The sequence below is a fragment of the Mycobacterium sp. P2_H7 genome (assembly GCF_056403275.1).
In genome coordinates this window covers 14,058-28,884 of the sequence record NZ_JBFUFU010000011.1, presented here as the reverse complement: position 1 = coordinate 28,884, position 14,827 = coordinate 14,058, and the positions used below count along the sequence as shown (strand labels likewise).

The 14,827-nt window shown below is 67.0% G+C and carries 15 protein-coding genes; 5 read left to right on the top strand and 10 right to left on the bottom strand.

Features of this window, described 5'->3' with window-relative positions:
- Positions 1 to 6: 6 nt before the first annotated feature.
- Positions 7 to 2,286 (top strand): carbon starvation CstA family protein, encoded by a 2,280-nt coding sequence (locus tag AC1DY7_RS18140; protein WP_477495095.1) that lies wholly within the window; start codon positions 7 to 9, stop codon positions 2,284 to 2,286.
- Positions 2,232 to 2,423 (top strand): YbdD/YjiX family protein, encoded by a 192-nt coding sequence (locus tag AC1DY7_RS18135; RefSeq protein ID WP_477495094.1) that lies wholly within the window; start codon positions 2,232 to 2,234, stop codon positions 2,421 to 2,423. The genes AC1DY7_RS18140 and AC1DY7_RS18135 overlap by 55 nt, the downstream gene beginning before the upstream one ends.
- Positions 2,424 to 2,479: 56 nt before the next feature.
- On the opposite strand, the gene AC1DY7_RS18130 is transcribed toward AC1DY7_RS18135, so the two are convergent.
- From AC1DY7_RS18130 to AC1DY7_RS18120, 3 genes are read right to left on the bottom strand one after another with little or no spacing between them, the layout of a single operon-like run.
- Positions 2,480 to 3,718 carry a cytochrome P450 gene (locus AC1DY7_RS18130; RefSeq protein WP_477495093.1) on the bottom strand — a complete coding sequence of 413 codons (1,239 nt, stop codon included), beginning with the start codon at positions 3,716 to 3,718 and terminating at the stop codon, positions 2,480 to 2,482.
- A gap of 57 nt (positions 3,719 to 3,775) precedes the next feature.
- Entirely contained in the window at positions 3,776 to 4,645 is an 870-nt protein-coding gene (locus tag AC1DY7_RS18125) for an SDR family oxidoreductase (RefSeq protein WP_477495092.1), read from the bottom strand.
- On the bottom strand, positions 4,646 to 5,686 hold the full coding sequence (locus AC1DY7_RS18120) for an LLM class F420-dependent oxidoreductase (RefSeq protein ID WP_477495091.1): 1,041 nt from the start codon (positions 5,684 to 5,686) through the stop codon (positions 4,646 to 4,648).
- A gap of 59 nt (positions 5,687 to 5,745) precedes the next feature.
- Between AC1DY7_RS18120 and AC1DY7_RS18115 the strand changes: the two genes are divergently transcribed.
- Both AC1DY7_RS18115 and AC1DY7_RS18110 read left to right on the top strand, forming a co-directional pair.
- Positions 5,746 to 7,242, top strand: coding sequence for an acyl-CoA carboxylase subunit beta (locus AC1DY7_RS18115; RefSeq protein WP_477495090.1), 1,497 nt, complete (start codon positions 5,746 to 5,748; stop codon positions 7,240 to 7,242).
- Positions 7,242 to 7,589, top strand: coding sequence for a lipocalin-like domain-containing protein (locus tag AC1DY7_RS18110; RefSeq protein WP_477495089.1), 348 nt, complete (start codon positions 7,242 to 7,244; stop codon positions 7,587 to 7,589). Before AC1DY7_RS18115 ends, AC1DY7_RS18110 begins: the two co-directional genes overlap by 1 nt.
- Here the strand turns inward: AC1DY7_RS18110 and AC1DY7_RS18105 are convergent.
- From AC1DY7_RS18105 to AC1DY7_RS18095, 3 genes are read right to left on the bottom strand one after another with little or no spacing between them, the layout of a single operon-like run.
- Positions 7,574 to 8,614 (bottom strand): TIGR03857 family LLM class F420-dependent oxidoreductase, encoded by a 1,041-nt coding sequence (locus AC1DY7_RS18105; RefSeq protein ID WP_477495261.1) that lies wholly within the window; start codon positions 8,612 to 8,614, stop codon positions 7,574 to 7,576. The genes AC1DY7_RS18110 and AC1DY7_RS18105 overlap by 16 nt on opposite strands.
- 2 nt (positions 8,615 to 8,616) lie before the next feature.
- The gene (locus tag AC1DY7_RS18100) at positions 8,617 to 8,988 is read right to left on the bottom strand and encodes a nuclear transport factor 2 family protein (protein ID WP_477495088.1); all 372 of its coding nucleotides are present in this window, start codon (positions 8,986 to 8,988) and stop codon (positions 8,617 to 8,619) included.
- The gene (locus tag AC1DY7_RS18095; RefSeq protein WP_477495087.1) at positions 8,985 to 10,022 is read right to left on the bottom strand and encodes a phosphotransferase; all 1,038 of its coding nucleotides are present in this window, start codon (positions 10,020 to 10,022) and stop codon (positions 8,985 to 8,987) included. Before AC1DY7_RS18095 ends, AC1DY7_RS18100 begins: the two co-directional genes overlap by 4 nt.
- Positions 10,023 to 10,088: 66 nt before the next feature.
- Between AC1DY7_RS18095 and AC1DY7_RS18090 the strand changes: the two genes are divergently transcribed.
- Entirely contained in the window at positions 10,089 to 10,703 is a 615-nt protein-coding gene (locus AC1DY7_RS18090; protein WP_477495086.1) for a TetR/AcrR family transcriptional regulator, read from the top strand.
- On the opposite strand, the gene AC1DY7_RS18085 is transcribed toward AC1DY7_RS18090, so the two are convergent.
- Genes AC1DY7_RS18085 through AC1DY7_RS18070 form a run of 4 tightly spaced genes read right to left on the bottom strand, consistent with a single transcriptional unit; the run spans position 10,654 to position 14,827 of the window.
- On the bottom strand, positions 10,654 to 11,775 hold the full coding sequence (locus AC1DY7_RS18085) for an alpha/beta hydrolase (protein ID WP_477495085.1): 1,122 nt from the start codon (positions 11,773 to 11,775) through the stop codon (positions 10,654 to 10,656). The genes AC1DY7_RS18090 and AC1DY7_RS18085 overlap by 50 nt on opposite strands.
- Positions 11,768 to 13,381 (bottom strand): flavin-containing monooxygenase, encoded by a 1,614-nt coding sequence (locus AC1DY7_RS18080; protein WP_477495084.1) that lies wholly within the window; start codon positions 13,379 to 13,381, stop codon positions 11,768 to 11,770. Before AC1DY7_RS18080 ends, AC1DY7_RS18085 begins: the two co-directional genes overlap by 8 nt.
- Positions 13,378 to 14,391: an NAD-dependent epimerase/dehydratase family protein gene (locus tag AC1DY7_RS18075; RefSeq protein WP_477495083.1), complete on the bottom strand. Its 1,014-nt coding sequence runs from the start codon at positions 14,389 to 14,391 to the stop codon at positions 13,378 to 13,380. Before AC1DY7_RS18075 ends, AC1DY7_RS18080 begins: the two co-directional genes overlap by 4 nt.
- On the bottom strand, positions 14,381 to 14,827 hold the full coding sequence (locus tag AC1DY7_RS18070) for a nuclear transport factor 2 family protein (protein WP_477495082.1): 447 nt from the start codon (positions 14,825 to 14,827) through the stop codon (positions 14,381 to 14,383). The genes AC1DY7_RS18075 and AC1DY7_RS18070 overlap by 11 nt, the downstream gene beginning before the upstream one ends.

Genomic DNA, 14,827 nt, shown 5'->3' with positions numbered 1-14,827 from the left:
CGACCCATGTCCGCTCCTGAACGCCTCGAAGAGCACGACGGCGATATCACCTACGTCCGCACCCAAACGGACCTTCCCCCGGTCGCGGTCATCGACCGCTCGCCGATCACGGTGCGGCACCGGATCATCTTCGGTGTCATCGGCCTGCTCGGCGCGGTGGCCTGGGCGGTCATCGCGTTCGTGCGCGGGGAGACGGTCAACGCGGTCTGGTTCGTCATCGCCGCCATCTGCACCTACGTCATCGGCTTCCGGTTCTATGCGCGGCTGATCGAGAACAAGATCGTCCAGCCACGGGACGATCAGGCCACCCCGGCCGAGATCTTCGAGAACGGCACCGATTACATGCCGACGGACCGGCGGGTGTTGTTCGGGCACCATTTCGCCGCCATCGCGGGCGCGGGCCCTCTGGTCGGGCCGGTGCTGGCCATGCAGATGGGGTATCTGCCCGGCACCATCTGGATCATCGTCGGTGCCTTGGTCGCCGGCTGTGTCCAGGACTATTTGGTGCTGTCCATCTCGGTGCGCCGCCGCGGCCGCTCGCTGGGGCAGATGGCACGCGACGAACTCGGCAGCATCGGCGGTGTCGCCGCGATCGTCGGCGTGCTGGTGATCATGGTGATCCTTCTCGCGGTGCTGGCGCTGGTGGTGGTGAATGCGCTCGCCGAGAGCCCGTGGGGCGTCTTCTCCATCACCATGACCATCCCGATCGCCGTCTTCATGGGCTTGTATCTGCGGTTCCTGCGCCCGGGCCGGGTGTCCGAGGTATCGCTGATCGGTGTCGCGCTGCTGCTGCTCGCGGTGGTCTCCGGCGGTTGGGTCGCCGAAACCGATTGGGGAACAGACTGGTTCACCCTGTCGAAGGTGACCTTGTCCTGGTGCATCATCGCCTACGGCCTGGCCGCGTCCGTGCTGCCGGTGTGGCTGCTGCTGGCCCCCCGGGACTACCTGTCCACGTTCATGAAGGTCGGCACCATCGTGCTGCTGGCCATCGGGATCCTGTTGGCCCGCCCCATCATGGAAGCCCCGGCGGTCTCGCATTTCGCCAGCATCGGTACCGGTCCGGTGTTCGCGGGTGCGCTGTTCCCGTTCCTGTTCATCACCATCGCCTGCGGTGCGTTGTCCGGATTCCACGCGTTGATCTCCTCGGGCACCACGCCGAAGCTGCTGGAGAAGGAATCCCAGATGCGGCTGATCGGCTACGGCGGCATGCTGACCGAGTCGTTCGTGGCCATCATGGCTCTCATCACCGCGGCGATCCTCAATCAGCACCTGTACTTCGCGATCAACGCGCCGACCGCGGCGACGGGTACCACCGCGCAGGCAGCGGCCGACTACGTCAACGGTCTCGGGTTGTCCGGCGCACCGATCACCGCCGCCGAGATCACCGAGGCCGCGGAGGGGGTCGGGGAGAAGTCGGTCGTCTCCCGCACCGGCGGCGCGCCCACCCTGGCGTTCGGCATGTCCGAGGTGCTGCACCAGGTCTTCGGCGGCGAAAGTCTCAAGGCGTTCTGGTACCACTTCGCGATCATGTTCGAGGCGCTGTTCATCTTGACCACCGTCGACGCCGGCACCCGGGTTGCCCGGTTCATGTTGTCCGACGGCCTGGCCAATCTCGGTGGACCGCTGAAGAATCTGCGCGACCCGAGCTGGCGCCTCGGCGCATGGGTCTGCAGCATCATCGTCGTCGCGGCGTGGGGCAGCATCCTGCTGATGGGTGTCACCGATCCGCTCGGCGGCATCAACACGCTGTTCCCGTTGTTCGGCATCGCCAACCAGTTGCTCGCCGCCATCGCCCTGACGGTGGTGACCGTGGTGATCATCAAACGCGGGCTGGTGAAGTGGGCCTGGATTCCAGGTGTCCCGTTGCTATGGGACCTGATCGTGACGATGACGGCCTCATTCCAGAAGATCTTCTCCGGCGACCCCAAAGTGGGCTACTGGACTCAACATTCGCAGTACGTCGCCGCGAAGGAGGCCGGCAAGACCGCCTTCGGTGCCGCCAAGAATCCCGCCCAGCTCGACGCCGTCATCCGCAACACGTTCATCCAGGGCACCCTGTCGATCGTCTTCGCGGTGCTGGTGCTCATCGTGTTCATCGCCGGTGTCGTGGTGGCGCTGCGCGCCCTACGCGGGCAAGGCAGGCCGCTGTCGGCCGACGACCCGGTGCCGTCGCGGCTGTTCGCACCATCGGGCCTGATCCCCACCGCCGCCGAGAAGGAGGTGCAGAAACAATGGGACGCGTTACCGCCGTCGCACGCAAAATCAGTTGGTACTTCTCATCATTGATGGGTGACAACCACTACCAGCGCTACCTCGAGCACCGCCGGCGTACCCATCCCGGTGAGCAGGTGCTCTCCGAGCGGGAGTACTGGCGCATGAGGCACGCGGCCGCCGACGCCAATCCGAGCGCCCGCTGCTGCTAGCCCATCCCCCGCGGGTCTGTACGTCGACGCGCCGTACCCGCAGCGCACCCTCGCGGCTACCGACTGAGCCGATAACGGATCGGCAGGTGCTTGAGACCACCGACGAAGGTTGTCGCGATGTGCGCGGGAGTGCCTGCCAACTCGACCGATTCCAGACGCGGCAGCAACGCCGTGAAGAAACTGTTCACCTCGAGGCGGGCCAGTGCGGCCCCGAGGCAGAAGTGCACGCCGTAGCCGAAGGAGATGTGCTTGTTGGCTTCCCGCCCGATATCGAAGGTGAACGGGTCGACGAAGACATCCTCGTCGCGGTTGGCCGATACATAGGACAGCAGCACCGACTCGCCCGCGGCGATCCGGACTCCGCGAAGTTCGTAGTCCCGTTGGGCGGTCCGCATGAATTCTTTGACGGGGGTGGTCCAGCGGACCATCTCCTCGACCGCCAGCGGCATCAAGCTCGGATCATTGCGCAGCCGGGCCAACTGGTCCGGGTGCTCGACAAGGGCGTGCATGCCGCCGGAGATGCTGGCGCTGGAGGTGTCGTGCCCCGCCGCCGCGATGATGGCGTAGTACGAGACGGTTTCGATGTCGTTGAGTGGCTCACCGTTGATGGTGGCATTCGCGATGGCCGAGGCAAGGTCATCGGTAGGGTTCGCCCGCCGCGAGGCGGTCAATTCGGTGAAGTACTGGAACATTTCGAGCAGCGCCATCATCTGCTCTTCCTTGCTCGTCCCGCGCTGGAATTCTTCGTCGTCGTTGCCGAAGAGTTCCTGGGTCCAGCGCAGCAGCGAACCGAAGTCGGCCTCCGGTACGCCCAGCAGACTCATGATCATGTACAGCGGGTAGTTGACCGCGACCTGTTGCACGAAATCGCATTCGGGTCCCTCGTCCGCCATCTTGTCGACGAATTGTGCGGCCAGTTCGTCGGCACGTTCTTTCAGGGCACGCATGGCCTTGGGCCGGAACCAGTCGGCGCCGATCGCCCGGATGTCGCGGTGCTGCGGGTCGTCCATGTGGATCAGCGTCTTGATCCCTATGGCGGCCTGCTGCTCGTCGGCCTCCCGCGTGACCAGCACCGGCCGCGGCGAGTTGGTGAACACATCGTTGGCCCGCTCGATCTCCATGATGTCGGCATGCTTGGTGATCGCCCAGAACGGGGCGTAGTCGGGCACCTCGACCCACGCCACCGGTGCGTTGGCCCGCAGGTGGCGCAGTGCTGCATGCAGGCCGACTTCGTCGGTGTAGGCCTTCGGGTCCGCGAAAACCCTTGCGGCGTCGTCCATCGTCGGCGTGCTCACCGGCTACTCCCTCGCTACTGAAATATTGACTGCCGATCCTACTGTAACTATTACAGTTCAGCGTCCGGTCGCGCGATCCGATTCACCGACCACGCCCAATGCGGCCTGCGCTCGTTGTTCGTAGCCCTGCCGCGCGGCGGTGTCGAATTCCAGGAACACCTTGTCGGTGCCGACGCGCCTGCCCACCCAGCGCCTGCCACGTGGACCCAGGAGCCCGATCGGACCGAGTACGAACCGAATTCCGCCGGGCACGGTGACATGCGTCTTCGGCTTGTCGAGCGCCTTGACGATCGCCGCGGCAATCGCCTCGGGTTCCACGGGCCGGTTCGTCTTGGTCTCGGCGGTGCCCGAGATGAGCTCGGTGCGGGTGAACGGCGGCATGACCACACTCACCTGCACACCGCGCCCGGCGAACTCGTCGGCCATCGCGCTCGACAGGCTGATCACCGCGGATTTGGTTCCGGCATAGACGGTCTGGCCGGGCACGGGCATCAGCCCCGCCAGCGATGCGACGTTGATGATGTGCCCGCCGCGCCGCTCGATCATCTCCGGCAGCACCAACTGGCACCCGGTCACCACCCCGTAGAAGTTCACCTCGATCGCCGAGCGCAGGGCCGCCACGGATTGATCGAGGAATCCCCCGATCGGCATCACCCCGGCATTGTTGATCAGCACGTCGATATGGCCGCCGGCGTCTGCGCGGGCCTTGTCCAGGAACGCCGAGAACGATTCCCGGTCGGTGACATCCAGCGGGTGTCCCGACACCTGATCGACGCCCAGCGACACCACCGCCGATTCCAGGGCCGCGACGTCCCGATCACCGATCACCACCCGCGCGCCGCGAGCCAGCAACGCCTTGGCGGTCGCGTACCCGATACCGCGAGCGGCACCGGTGATCACCACGGTGCGGCCACTGATCTTGTCCATCTACTGACTCCTCACCAGGCCGCGAAGTTCCTGCAGCACAACACTTATCGCAGACTCCGAAAGTCCGGCAGGGAATCCGGGCAGCACCCGGTCGATGGCACCGTCGCAGCGCTGCCGCAATGCGGCCGCCACCTCCGGCAGCGGGGCGACCACGGTGAACGCCGCCAGCACCTCGTCGTCGACCAGGCCGGCCATGGTGTCCCATTCACCCAGCCGGGACAGCCGGTGCAATTCGGTGTGCAGATCACCCCAGCCGTGCAGATCCAACACCTTGCGATAGGCCGGGGTGGATCCGTAGAACGCTATCTGCTTGCGGTGCGCGGCCGCCGCTGCGGTGAACTGCTCTTCGGTCTCCCCCGTCACGACGAACACCGGGCAGGACACCTCCAGGTCCGCGCGATCCCGGCCGGACCGCGCCAGGCCTGCCATCAGCGCCGGAGTGGTGACCTCGTCCAGGTAGCGCTTGGTCGTGAACGCGTGCGCGATCAGCCCGTCGGCGACCTCGCCGCACAGTTGGGTCATGGCGTCGCCCACCGCGGCGATGAAGATCTTCGGTACCCCGTACTCGTGGCCTTCGGGGGTGAACATCGGGGTCATCAGCTTGTGGGTGTAGAACTCGCCTTCGAACCCCAGCCGGGTGTGGTCCCGCCACGACGTCCAGATCGCCTGCACCGCAGCGACGAATTCGCGCATCCGGCGCACCGGCTGGCCCCAGGGCATCCCGAACCGCTTCTCGATATGCGCCTGCACCTGGGTGCCCAGACCCAGGATGAACCGGCCCCGCGAGTAGGCGTGCAGGTCCCAGCCGAGGTTGGCCACGAGCATCGGATTGCGCGCGAAGGCCACCGCGATGCTTGTGCCCAGCTGCATCCTGGTGGTGTGCTCGGCAGCGAGAAGCAACGGCAGGAAGGGATCATGATTGATTTCACCGGTCCAGCAGCCGTCGTAACCCTGTTCCTCCAGCGTGCGCGCCACGACGGGCACCTTGTGCAGATCACTGGGGATGCCCCGATCGATGCAGAGCCGGGCGCCGTTACCCATGCGGGGGACGCTACAGTAAGCAATTCAGTATGGTCAACGCCACGAGACAAGGACCGGTGATGGCGAACGCTTCGGACTGGCAGGAAACCCTCGACGACCTCGACCGCCGCCGCCGGCACACGCTGGCCATGGGTGGGGCCGAACGGGTCGCCAAGCATCACGCCAAGGGCAAGCTCGACGTCCGGGCCCGGCTGGACCGGCTACTGGACAAGGGGACCTTTCGCGAACTCGGCATGCTCGCGGGCGAGGACATCGCCGCCGACGGCATCGTGACCGGCTCGGGGCTGATCAACGGCTCTCCGGTGATGGTCGGCGCCGAGGACTTCACCACACTGGCGGGCAGTATCGGTCCGTCGGGCAACGCCAAGCGCTACCGGGTCGCCGAACTCGCACTGCGCGACAAGATTCCGTTGGTCATGCTGCTCGAAGGTGCGGGCCACCGCGCCAGCGGTGAACGGTACGGGCGGACGCCGACCGACCTGATCGCCCAGGCGCAGTGCTCCGGCCGGGTCCCGACGGTGGCCGCCCTGCTCGGCCCCTCGGCCGGGCACGGGGCGCTGGTCGCTCCCGTCAGCGACTTCCGCATCATGAGCAGCCAGGGCGCCATCTTCACCGCCGGTCCGCCGGTGGTGAAGGAGTCCACCGGGGAGGACATCACCAAGGAGGATCTCGGCGGCCCCGACGTCGCCCTGTACAGCGGGGTGGTGCACAACCTGGGCGAGGACGACGAGACCGTCATCGACGACATCCGACGCTACCTTTCCTACTTTCCGTCCAGCGCCTGGTCCTACCCCGAGCAGGTCGCCGAGGACGAGGACACCGCACCGCGGCCGACTCCCGAACTGCTGGAGATCATCTCCCGCGACAACCGCCGCGTCTACAACATGCGTTCGGTGCTCGACGTGGTGTTCGACAACACCGAATGGTTCGAGGTCCAGCCGTACTTTGGCAAGGCCATCATCTGCGCGCTGGCGCACCTGGGTGGGCATCCGGTCGCCGTGATCGCCAATCAGCCCAACGTGCTCGCGGGGTCCATCGACGCCGACGCGGCCGACAAGGCAGCGCATTTCATCATGGTCGCCGACTCCTTCCATCTACCGATCATCTTCTTCGCCGACAACCCGGGCATGCTGCCGGGCAGCCGGTCCGAGAAGTCCGGCGTACTGCGGGCGGGTGCCCGGATGTTCGCCGCGCAGACCTCGGCCACCACCCTCAAACTCCACGTCACGTTGCGCAAGGCGTACGGCTTCGGCTCGATGGTGATGTCGCTGTTGGGATTCGACGGGCAGGAGGCGTGCTTCGCCTATCCCGGTGCGACGATGGGCGCGATGAGCGCGGCGGCGTTGTCGAAGGCGTCGCACGCCGAGGAGGACCTGTCCGCCAAACTGCGCGAGGCCGAGCTCACCGCGTCCTTCCGGTCCGCCGGCCACCTCGGCTTCGACGAACTCATCGACCCGCGCGAAACCCGTGATCAACTGCTCGATGCGCTTCGCCGGGGGCTACGGTCCCGCCAAGCGGCCGCCGAACCGGTGCAGCGCACGGTCATCCTGCCCTGATGACGCTGCGCGGCGACCTCACCGGCGCGTGGGAGTTGTTGTCCTTCACCGTCAGTGACGGCAGCAGGCCGCTGGGCAACCAACCGCAGGGGCTGATCCTCTACACCGGGGACGGCCACATGTCGGCGCAGCTGACCGGCGGCGATCAGCACATCGCCTACGGCGGACGCTTTTCCGTCGATGAGGAGACCGCGACCGTCCACCATCAGGTGGGCATCTCGACGATGCCCGAACTGCTTGCGGCGCCACAGTTCCGGCACGCCGCAGTCCGCGGCGACGAGCTGATCTTGTCGACCGCGGACGCGGTACTGGTGTGGCGGCGCCCCGCGGGTCAGGACTGCCGGTAGGCCGCGACGATCGGCTCGAGCTCGTCCGGGGTGGCTCCGTGCATGATCACCGCGTCGGCGCCGTAGCCGAACTCCTTGCGGATCCGGTCGACGCACTGCTGCGCCGAACCGGTGGCCGACGGCTCCAGCCATTCGTCGGGGATGAGGGTGGCGATGTGCTCGATCTGCTCGGCGGATGCCTTGTGGTCTATTCCACCGGCGATCGAGGTGACCACCGAGTCCGCGCGGAAGCGTTGCAGCACAGCGGGATCCCAGCCGTTGGTGCTGACCAGCAGGTCCCCGTAGCCCTGCAGGTAGGTGGCCAGCCGGGCGACGGTCTTCTTCAGCCGCAGTTCCTCGGGCAGATGGTCCCCGACGGTGGCGAAACAGGACCACACCCGCACGTCGGCGGGGTCCCGGCCGGCCTGCTCGGCGGCGTCCTTGACTATCTTGACCGCCCGCTGCAACGTCTCCGGGGTGAAGTAGGTGTGCAGGATGACGTCGTCGAACGCCCGGCCGCCCAGCGCCAGCGTCTGCGGCCCGAATGCCACGATGCCCAGCCGGATGTCCTCGCGGAAATCGGGATCCAGGAACAGCACCTGGTACTTGCCGATCGGCCCGTCGTGGTTGATGATCACCTCGCCATGCCACAACCGGCGCATCACCTGCGCGAAATCCTCCATCTGCGCGGTGGTCACCGCGGGCACGCCGAAGGCGTTGTACATGGCGGCGATACCGCGGCCGATGCCCAGGGTGAACCGGCCCTTCGACAGCTTGTGCATGGTGGTGGCCCACGAACCGGTGATCAGCGGGTGGCGGGTGTTGTGATTGGTGGCGGCCGTCGCGATCTGCATCCGGTCGGTCACCGCGCACGCCGCGCCGACCAGTGACGACGCTTCCTTGACGTTCCACCGTTCGGAGATGAAGGCGGTACCGAAACCGAGTTCCTCACCGCGGCGCGCCTCGTCCATCAGCGTCGCCGGTCCCTCCCCACCGGCGCCCGCCAGCAGGTAGTAGCCCAGTTCGTCGAGAACCGCTGTGCCAATCGTCACGCCCACACTCCTTGTTTGTAACCACAGTTCCACACTTCGGTGATGCGGCCGTCGCGCACCCGGAAGACCTCCATGCTGCCCACCGTCGTCTCGGTGCCGTCCTTGAGCTTCATCGGCGACTGGTAGACGATCGCCACGTGCTCGCCGTCATCGCCGGCGACCACGAGATTCAGGTCGAACCGGATGGTTTCGAACAACCCCCAGTGGTCGACCACCCGACTGACTGCCTCGGCGTGGGTGAGGGTCGTGGACTCCCCCACATCATGGCGGATCACGCTGTCGCCCAACAGTTCATCGGCGAGCTCGAAATCGCGCTCGTTCCACACCACCAGGTTGTACTGTTCCACCACTTCGCGAGCGGTCCTCACAGGTCGAACTCCTCAAGTGCGGCAACGTCTTCGATGGCGGTCACGGCCCGGTCGATCAGGGTGAGGCACAGTTGCCGTGAACGCTGCGGCACCACGTCCCAGGTGAGCAGTGCCACCACGGGCATGTACATCAGCAACGCCACACCGAACCGGTAGTGCCGCCATGCCTCGTCGAACGAATAGTCCTCGACACCATGGGATTCCAGGTCGGCCACGTAGGCCCGGACCAGGTCGCGGTCGGTGCCGCGGCGGACGTCGGCCGGCAGACCCTGGCTGACCAGGTACGCGATATCGGCCGCCCCGGCGCCCCGGACCGTCAACTGGAAGTCCACGATCTTGAGCTCGTCGCCGCGGAAGAACATGTTGTCGGCCCGGATGTCGCCGTGCAGCAGCATCGCCCGCTCGGTCAGCGCGGACAGGGCCTGGGGCGCCAGTTCCGCGAATCGGTCGGCGAAGCGGGCGACCGCGTCGGGCACCGGTTGTTCGGTCTTGCTCAGATACAGCTGCCATCCGGGGGTGAACGCCGGCAGGAACAGGTCGCGGGTCAGCGGATTGTCCACCAGCGGAAAACATTGCAGCGCATCCTCTTCAGCGCTGCGTGACCAGGCATGCAGGCCGGCCAGTGCACCGATTGCTGTCCGGGTCTGCGCCTGCGACAGTCCGGCCAGATGGTCGGCGTTCTCCCACTCCTGCAGGTCCTCGAGCACCAGGACGAAATCGGATCCGGACATCCGGGCGGCGTGGCACTGCGGGGTCGCCAAGGGGGCCACCGGCGCGATCCGTTGGTAGAAGTCGAGTTCGCGCCGATAGCCGCCGAGCAGTTCCATCCCGCCCCGCGCCTCGGACTCAGCCGGAAGTTTCACGATGACCGTCTCCGGTACGTCGGTTCCGGTCAGGTGCACCCGATACAGCAGTGCCGAGAAGCCTGTGTCCTGCGCGATCCGCTCGGCCCGCACCCCGGTGACGTTGCCGGGCAACGCCTCCGACAACCAGGTCGCCGTCACCTCACCGATCCCCGAAGGCACCGCTGTCACCGTTGACCTCCCAGGAAATTTGACGCTGAACAACTAAGTTAATTGTCGATCGCCTAATATGCAAGGGTGCCGTCCCCCGCTCAGGGCCTGACCCAACCGCAGCGTGTCGAGATGTCCTCGCAACGGCTGCTCATCGCCGCCGCCGAGCTGATCGTCGAAAAGGGCTGGGAGGCAACGACAGCGGCCGAGATCGGTCGCAGAGCCGGCTACAGCCGGGCCATGGTGCATGCCCGCTACGGCAGCAAGGACGCCATCCTGGAGGCGTTCCAGCAGACCTACGTCGTGCGGTTGAATCCCGATCCCGAGCCCGGGGCCGACGGGCTGCAGCAGGTCCTCGCGCATTTCGAGCGCATCCAGGAGATCCACGCGGTGGACCCGGCCCTGATGCGCGCCATGTTCGTCTCCGCCTTCGAGGCGGTGAAGACGACCTCGCCGCTACGTGAGGCGGTCCGCAGCCAGCTGCGCGACGCCGGTGTCAAGGTCGAGGCCGGCCTGCGCGCCGGCATCGCGGATGGATCCATCCAGCCGGACATCGACGTGGACGCCGCCCGTGAGGACATCACCGCGTCGGTGTTCGGCCTCGCCTTCCAGTGGGTCGTCGTGCCCGAGGATCACGACCTCGACGTCGAGATCAACCGTGTTCGGGCGCGGCTGATCTCAAGCTACGGACGGGCGCACTGACCGACTGCAGGAAACGGTCGGTGGTGCGGCCCACCCCGGGCGCGAACAGATGCCCGACGTGGCTGCCGTCATGCCAGTACAGGTCCCCGCCCCACTGCTCGTGCAGGGCCAGCGCCGAGGTGCGCATGGCCATCCGGTCGTGCCAGGCGCCGACGATCAGCCTGCGGTCCGCGCGCGGCACCGTGGCCAGCGGGTCCACCACCGAGGTCAGCGCCGACACCGTGTCGGACTGCAGCAGTTCGCCTGCCCGCCGACCCGCCGCACCCCAGCGGCCCAGGTGCATACCGATCATCGTGTTCAGCCCCAGGATAGGTGTGTACACGGCGACCGCATCGACACGATCGTCCAGGTGCGCCACCAGCGCGGCCACGGCGCTGCCCAACGAGAGGCCCGATACCGATATCGATACAGATTGCGGTGCCAGCCAGTCGATCAGGGCCCGCACCTCCGAGACGGCGCGCATCATGCCCGCGACATTGGCCAGCGGATCGCGTGCGGGGTACTCCGGCCAGTGCCGCCGCCGCGGCCCGTGCCCGGGCTGGATCGGCAACGCAACATTGAAGCCGAGTTCCCGTGCGCGGCGCACCCGGGCCACCAGCAGGTCCATCGGATCGCCTTGGCCCGCACCGTGCACCCACACCAGCCAGGGCCGGGGTTGCGTGCCGTCGCGGTACAACCGCACCCGCGCGGTCGCAGGTCCGCCGTGACCGTCGGCCAGCACCGACTCGGGGAGCTGCGGATCGTGCTCGAAGAGGAGCTCCTCGTAAGTCAGTCCGCCGAATCGGTGTGACACGATCTCGGCCGCCACGGCAGGGTCGGGTGCGCGATGCGCCCCGTCGATCCCGAGCCCGGACAGTTCGTCGGCAGCCCGCTCGTAGGCGGCCAACGGTCGCGGCGGCTCCGGCGGTGGCCCGCTGAGGGTCATGCCGGTGACCACGAGTTCGTCGAGGGCGACCTCACCGAGCTGACGGATACCGTTGACCGTCAGTGGATTCCACTCACCGATCAAGGCGCCGACCGAGCGGGGCAGCACGCCGCCCAGTTCCCAGACGATCTGCGCGGCCCTACGCAAGGGTGAATCCCAGGTAGCCGCCGGCAGCAATCTCGTCGCAGCGCCGCCGGTACTCCGGGATACCCGCGGTGTAGCCCATGTACATCCTCTTCTTGCCCGGCACGTTGGCTCCGTTGTACCAGGAGTTGCAGCTCGGGTGGGTCAGCACGGTCGGCGCCACCAGTGACGTCGCGTGGTCGATCCAGTCCTGTTGCGCATCGTGGTTCGCGTCGATCGTGTCATGCCCGTGTTCACGCAGGTACCCGATACAGTCGGCAATCCACTCGATGTGCTGCTCCATCGCGGCCACGAAGTTCGTGGCCGCCGAGGGGCTGCCCGGGCCCTGCACCAGGAACAGGTTGGGAAATCCGGCGACCGCCAGCCCGAGATAGGACAGCGGGCCCGCCTCCGCCCAATAATCGCGCAGCAGTAGGCCGTCGCGCCCGCGGACCGCCATCCGGGTCAGGGCACCGGTCATGGCGTCGAAACCGGTGGCATACACGATCACGTCGAGGTCGATGTGCTTCTGCTCGGTGGCGATGCCCGTCGCGTCGACTGCCACGATGGGATCGCGACGCAGGTCGACCAGGGTCACGTTGTCCCGGTTGAAGGTCTCGTAGTACCCCTGGTCGATGATGGGCCGCTTGCAGGCGAACGGGTGCGTCGGCACCAATGCGGCTGCGGTGGCCGGGTTGTCGACGATGCGGGCCACCGCCTCGCCGTACAGCGCGGTCGCCATCCGGTTGGCCTCGATGTCGAAGAAGATGTCACCCCAGTTCAGCGCGCCCATCACCCCGCGTTCATCGATGGCACGCAACTGATCTTCGCGGGACGCCGTCTTGATCGGTGGGCTGGCGAGCATGTCCAGCAACACCGAGAAGGCCGACAGCCGCGCTGCCCCGACCGGATGCGCCCGCTGCGCCGCGCGGATATCGGCGTAGTTCTCCTTCAGCTCATCGAGTTCACCGTCGGCGAACCGGTGCACGGTCCAGGGCAGAGTGAAGGCCGGCGACCGCTGGAAGACGAACAGCCGGCCGGCCTGGCGCGCCACCACGGGAATGAGCTGTACCCCGGTCGAGCCGGTGCCGATGACGCCCACACGCCTGCCGGTGAGATCGACGCCCTCGGCCGGCCACCTGTTGGTGAACAGCGAAGTGCCACCGAAGGATTCCATTCCCTCGATCTGCGGTTCGAGCGGCACCGAGAGGATGCCGGACGCCGCGATCACGAACGGCGCCGAATACTGCGCACCGGCGGCCGTGTCCAGGTGCCAGCGCGAACCCGCCTCATCGAACGTCATCGCGACCACCTCGGTGCCGAACGCGATGTCGCGGCGCAGGTCCAGCCGGTCGGCGACGAAGTTCAGGTAGGCCTCGATCTCCGGCTGGGCAGGCATCGACTCGGTCCACACCCAGTCCTGCTGGATCTCGTCGGAGAAACTGTAGGAGTACTCGATGCTCTCGATATCGCAGCGGGCGCCGGGATAGCGGTTCACCAGCCACGTACCGCCGACGGCATCGGCCTTCTCCAACAACAGGATTCGCAGTTTCTGCGCACGCAGTCGGTGCAAGGCGTACAGGCCGGAGAAGCCGGCCCCGATCACGATCACGTCGTAGTCGGTACTCATGCGGCCGCTCGTTTCTGATGCCGCTCGACGTAGAACCGGGCGGCGCGGGCGATCGCGTCGGTCGCCGGTTCCGGCTGCCAGCCCAAGTCTTTGGTGGCTTTGGAGTGATCCAGCGGAGAGGTGGTGTCGAGCAGCCGCACCGAGGTGACCGTCACCGGGAAGTCGCGGTCGAGTAGCCGTCCCGCCAGGCTCCCGACGTAGCCGGCGGCGTACACCGCCGCCAGCGGCACCCCGATCCGGGGCGGCCGGACCCCGACGGCGCGGGCGGCCGCCGCGAAGATCTCCCGCTGGCTCAGATAGCGCTCGGAGATGATGTAGCGCTCGCCGATCCGGCCGCGGTCGGCGGCCAGCACCAGGGCGCGGGCGGCATCCTCGACGCCGACCACCTCCGAGGCCACGCCGCTGATGTGGACCGGAACCTTGCCGAGTGCGGCGGCGGCCACCATCGCCCCGTGCGGGGTGGGCTGCCAGTCCCGGGGCCCATAGGTGTTGGATACGCACATCGCGACGGCGGGCAGCCCCCGCTCGCGCGTGTACTCCAGCACGAGTTGCTCTGCCTGGCGCCGGGATTCGATGTACGGGCCACCCACTCCCGGCCAGTTGAACGAGTCGTCCTCGCACGCCGCGCGGCCGTTGCGGCCCACCGCCACCGCACCGATGGTGCTGGTGAAGACGAACCGCTTCAGCTCGGCGGCGGTCGCGATGTCCAGCACCCGGCGCAGCCCCTCCACATTGGTGCGGAACAGCGGGGCCGGGTCGCGCAGCCACGCCCGGGTGTCGACGACGCAGTAGAACACCGCCTCACAGCCGGCCATGGCCGCACGGACCGCGTCGTCGTCGAAGATGTCACCGTAGTGGCGTTCGACATCGAGGTCGTCAATCGGCCTGGTGGAACTGCTGCGGCGCAACAGAACCCGTACCCGGTCGCCGCGCTCCACCAGTTGGCGAGTGACGTGTGAGCCGAGAAAACCACTCGCTCCCATCACCAGGACGGGGCGCCTAGTGGTCATCGGGGCCCGCGGTGAACTGCAGGATCGTCCGCGTCAGGTGCAGGCTGGTGATCACCCAGTTCCCGGCCCGCTTCTCATACGTCTCGTGATAATGCCCGGCACCGAAGAGTTGGCCGCCGTTGGGAAACAGCAGCAGGTCCTCCATCGCCCAGATCGCAGCGGCGGTGGTGTCCGAGGTCAGGGTGATCTCCGGGGTGTGGCAGTGGTGTTTGGTCTGCGCACCCTCGACGCCGCCGAGCACCACCGGCAAGAACTCGTCCAGGCCGTGCAGATCCGGCGCGGTCTGGCCGTCTGCTCCCCCGGTCGAGATCGCCATGTCGAGCTTGACGACGACGTCGTGGGCGAACACGGTCTTCCACGCCTCGATGTCCTTGGTGTCCAGGAATCGGCAGTACCGGGCCTTGAGCTGGCGGATCGCTTCGAAGTCATCGCTCAT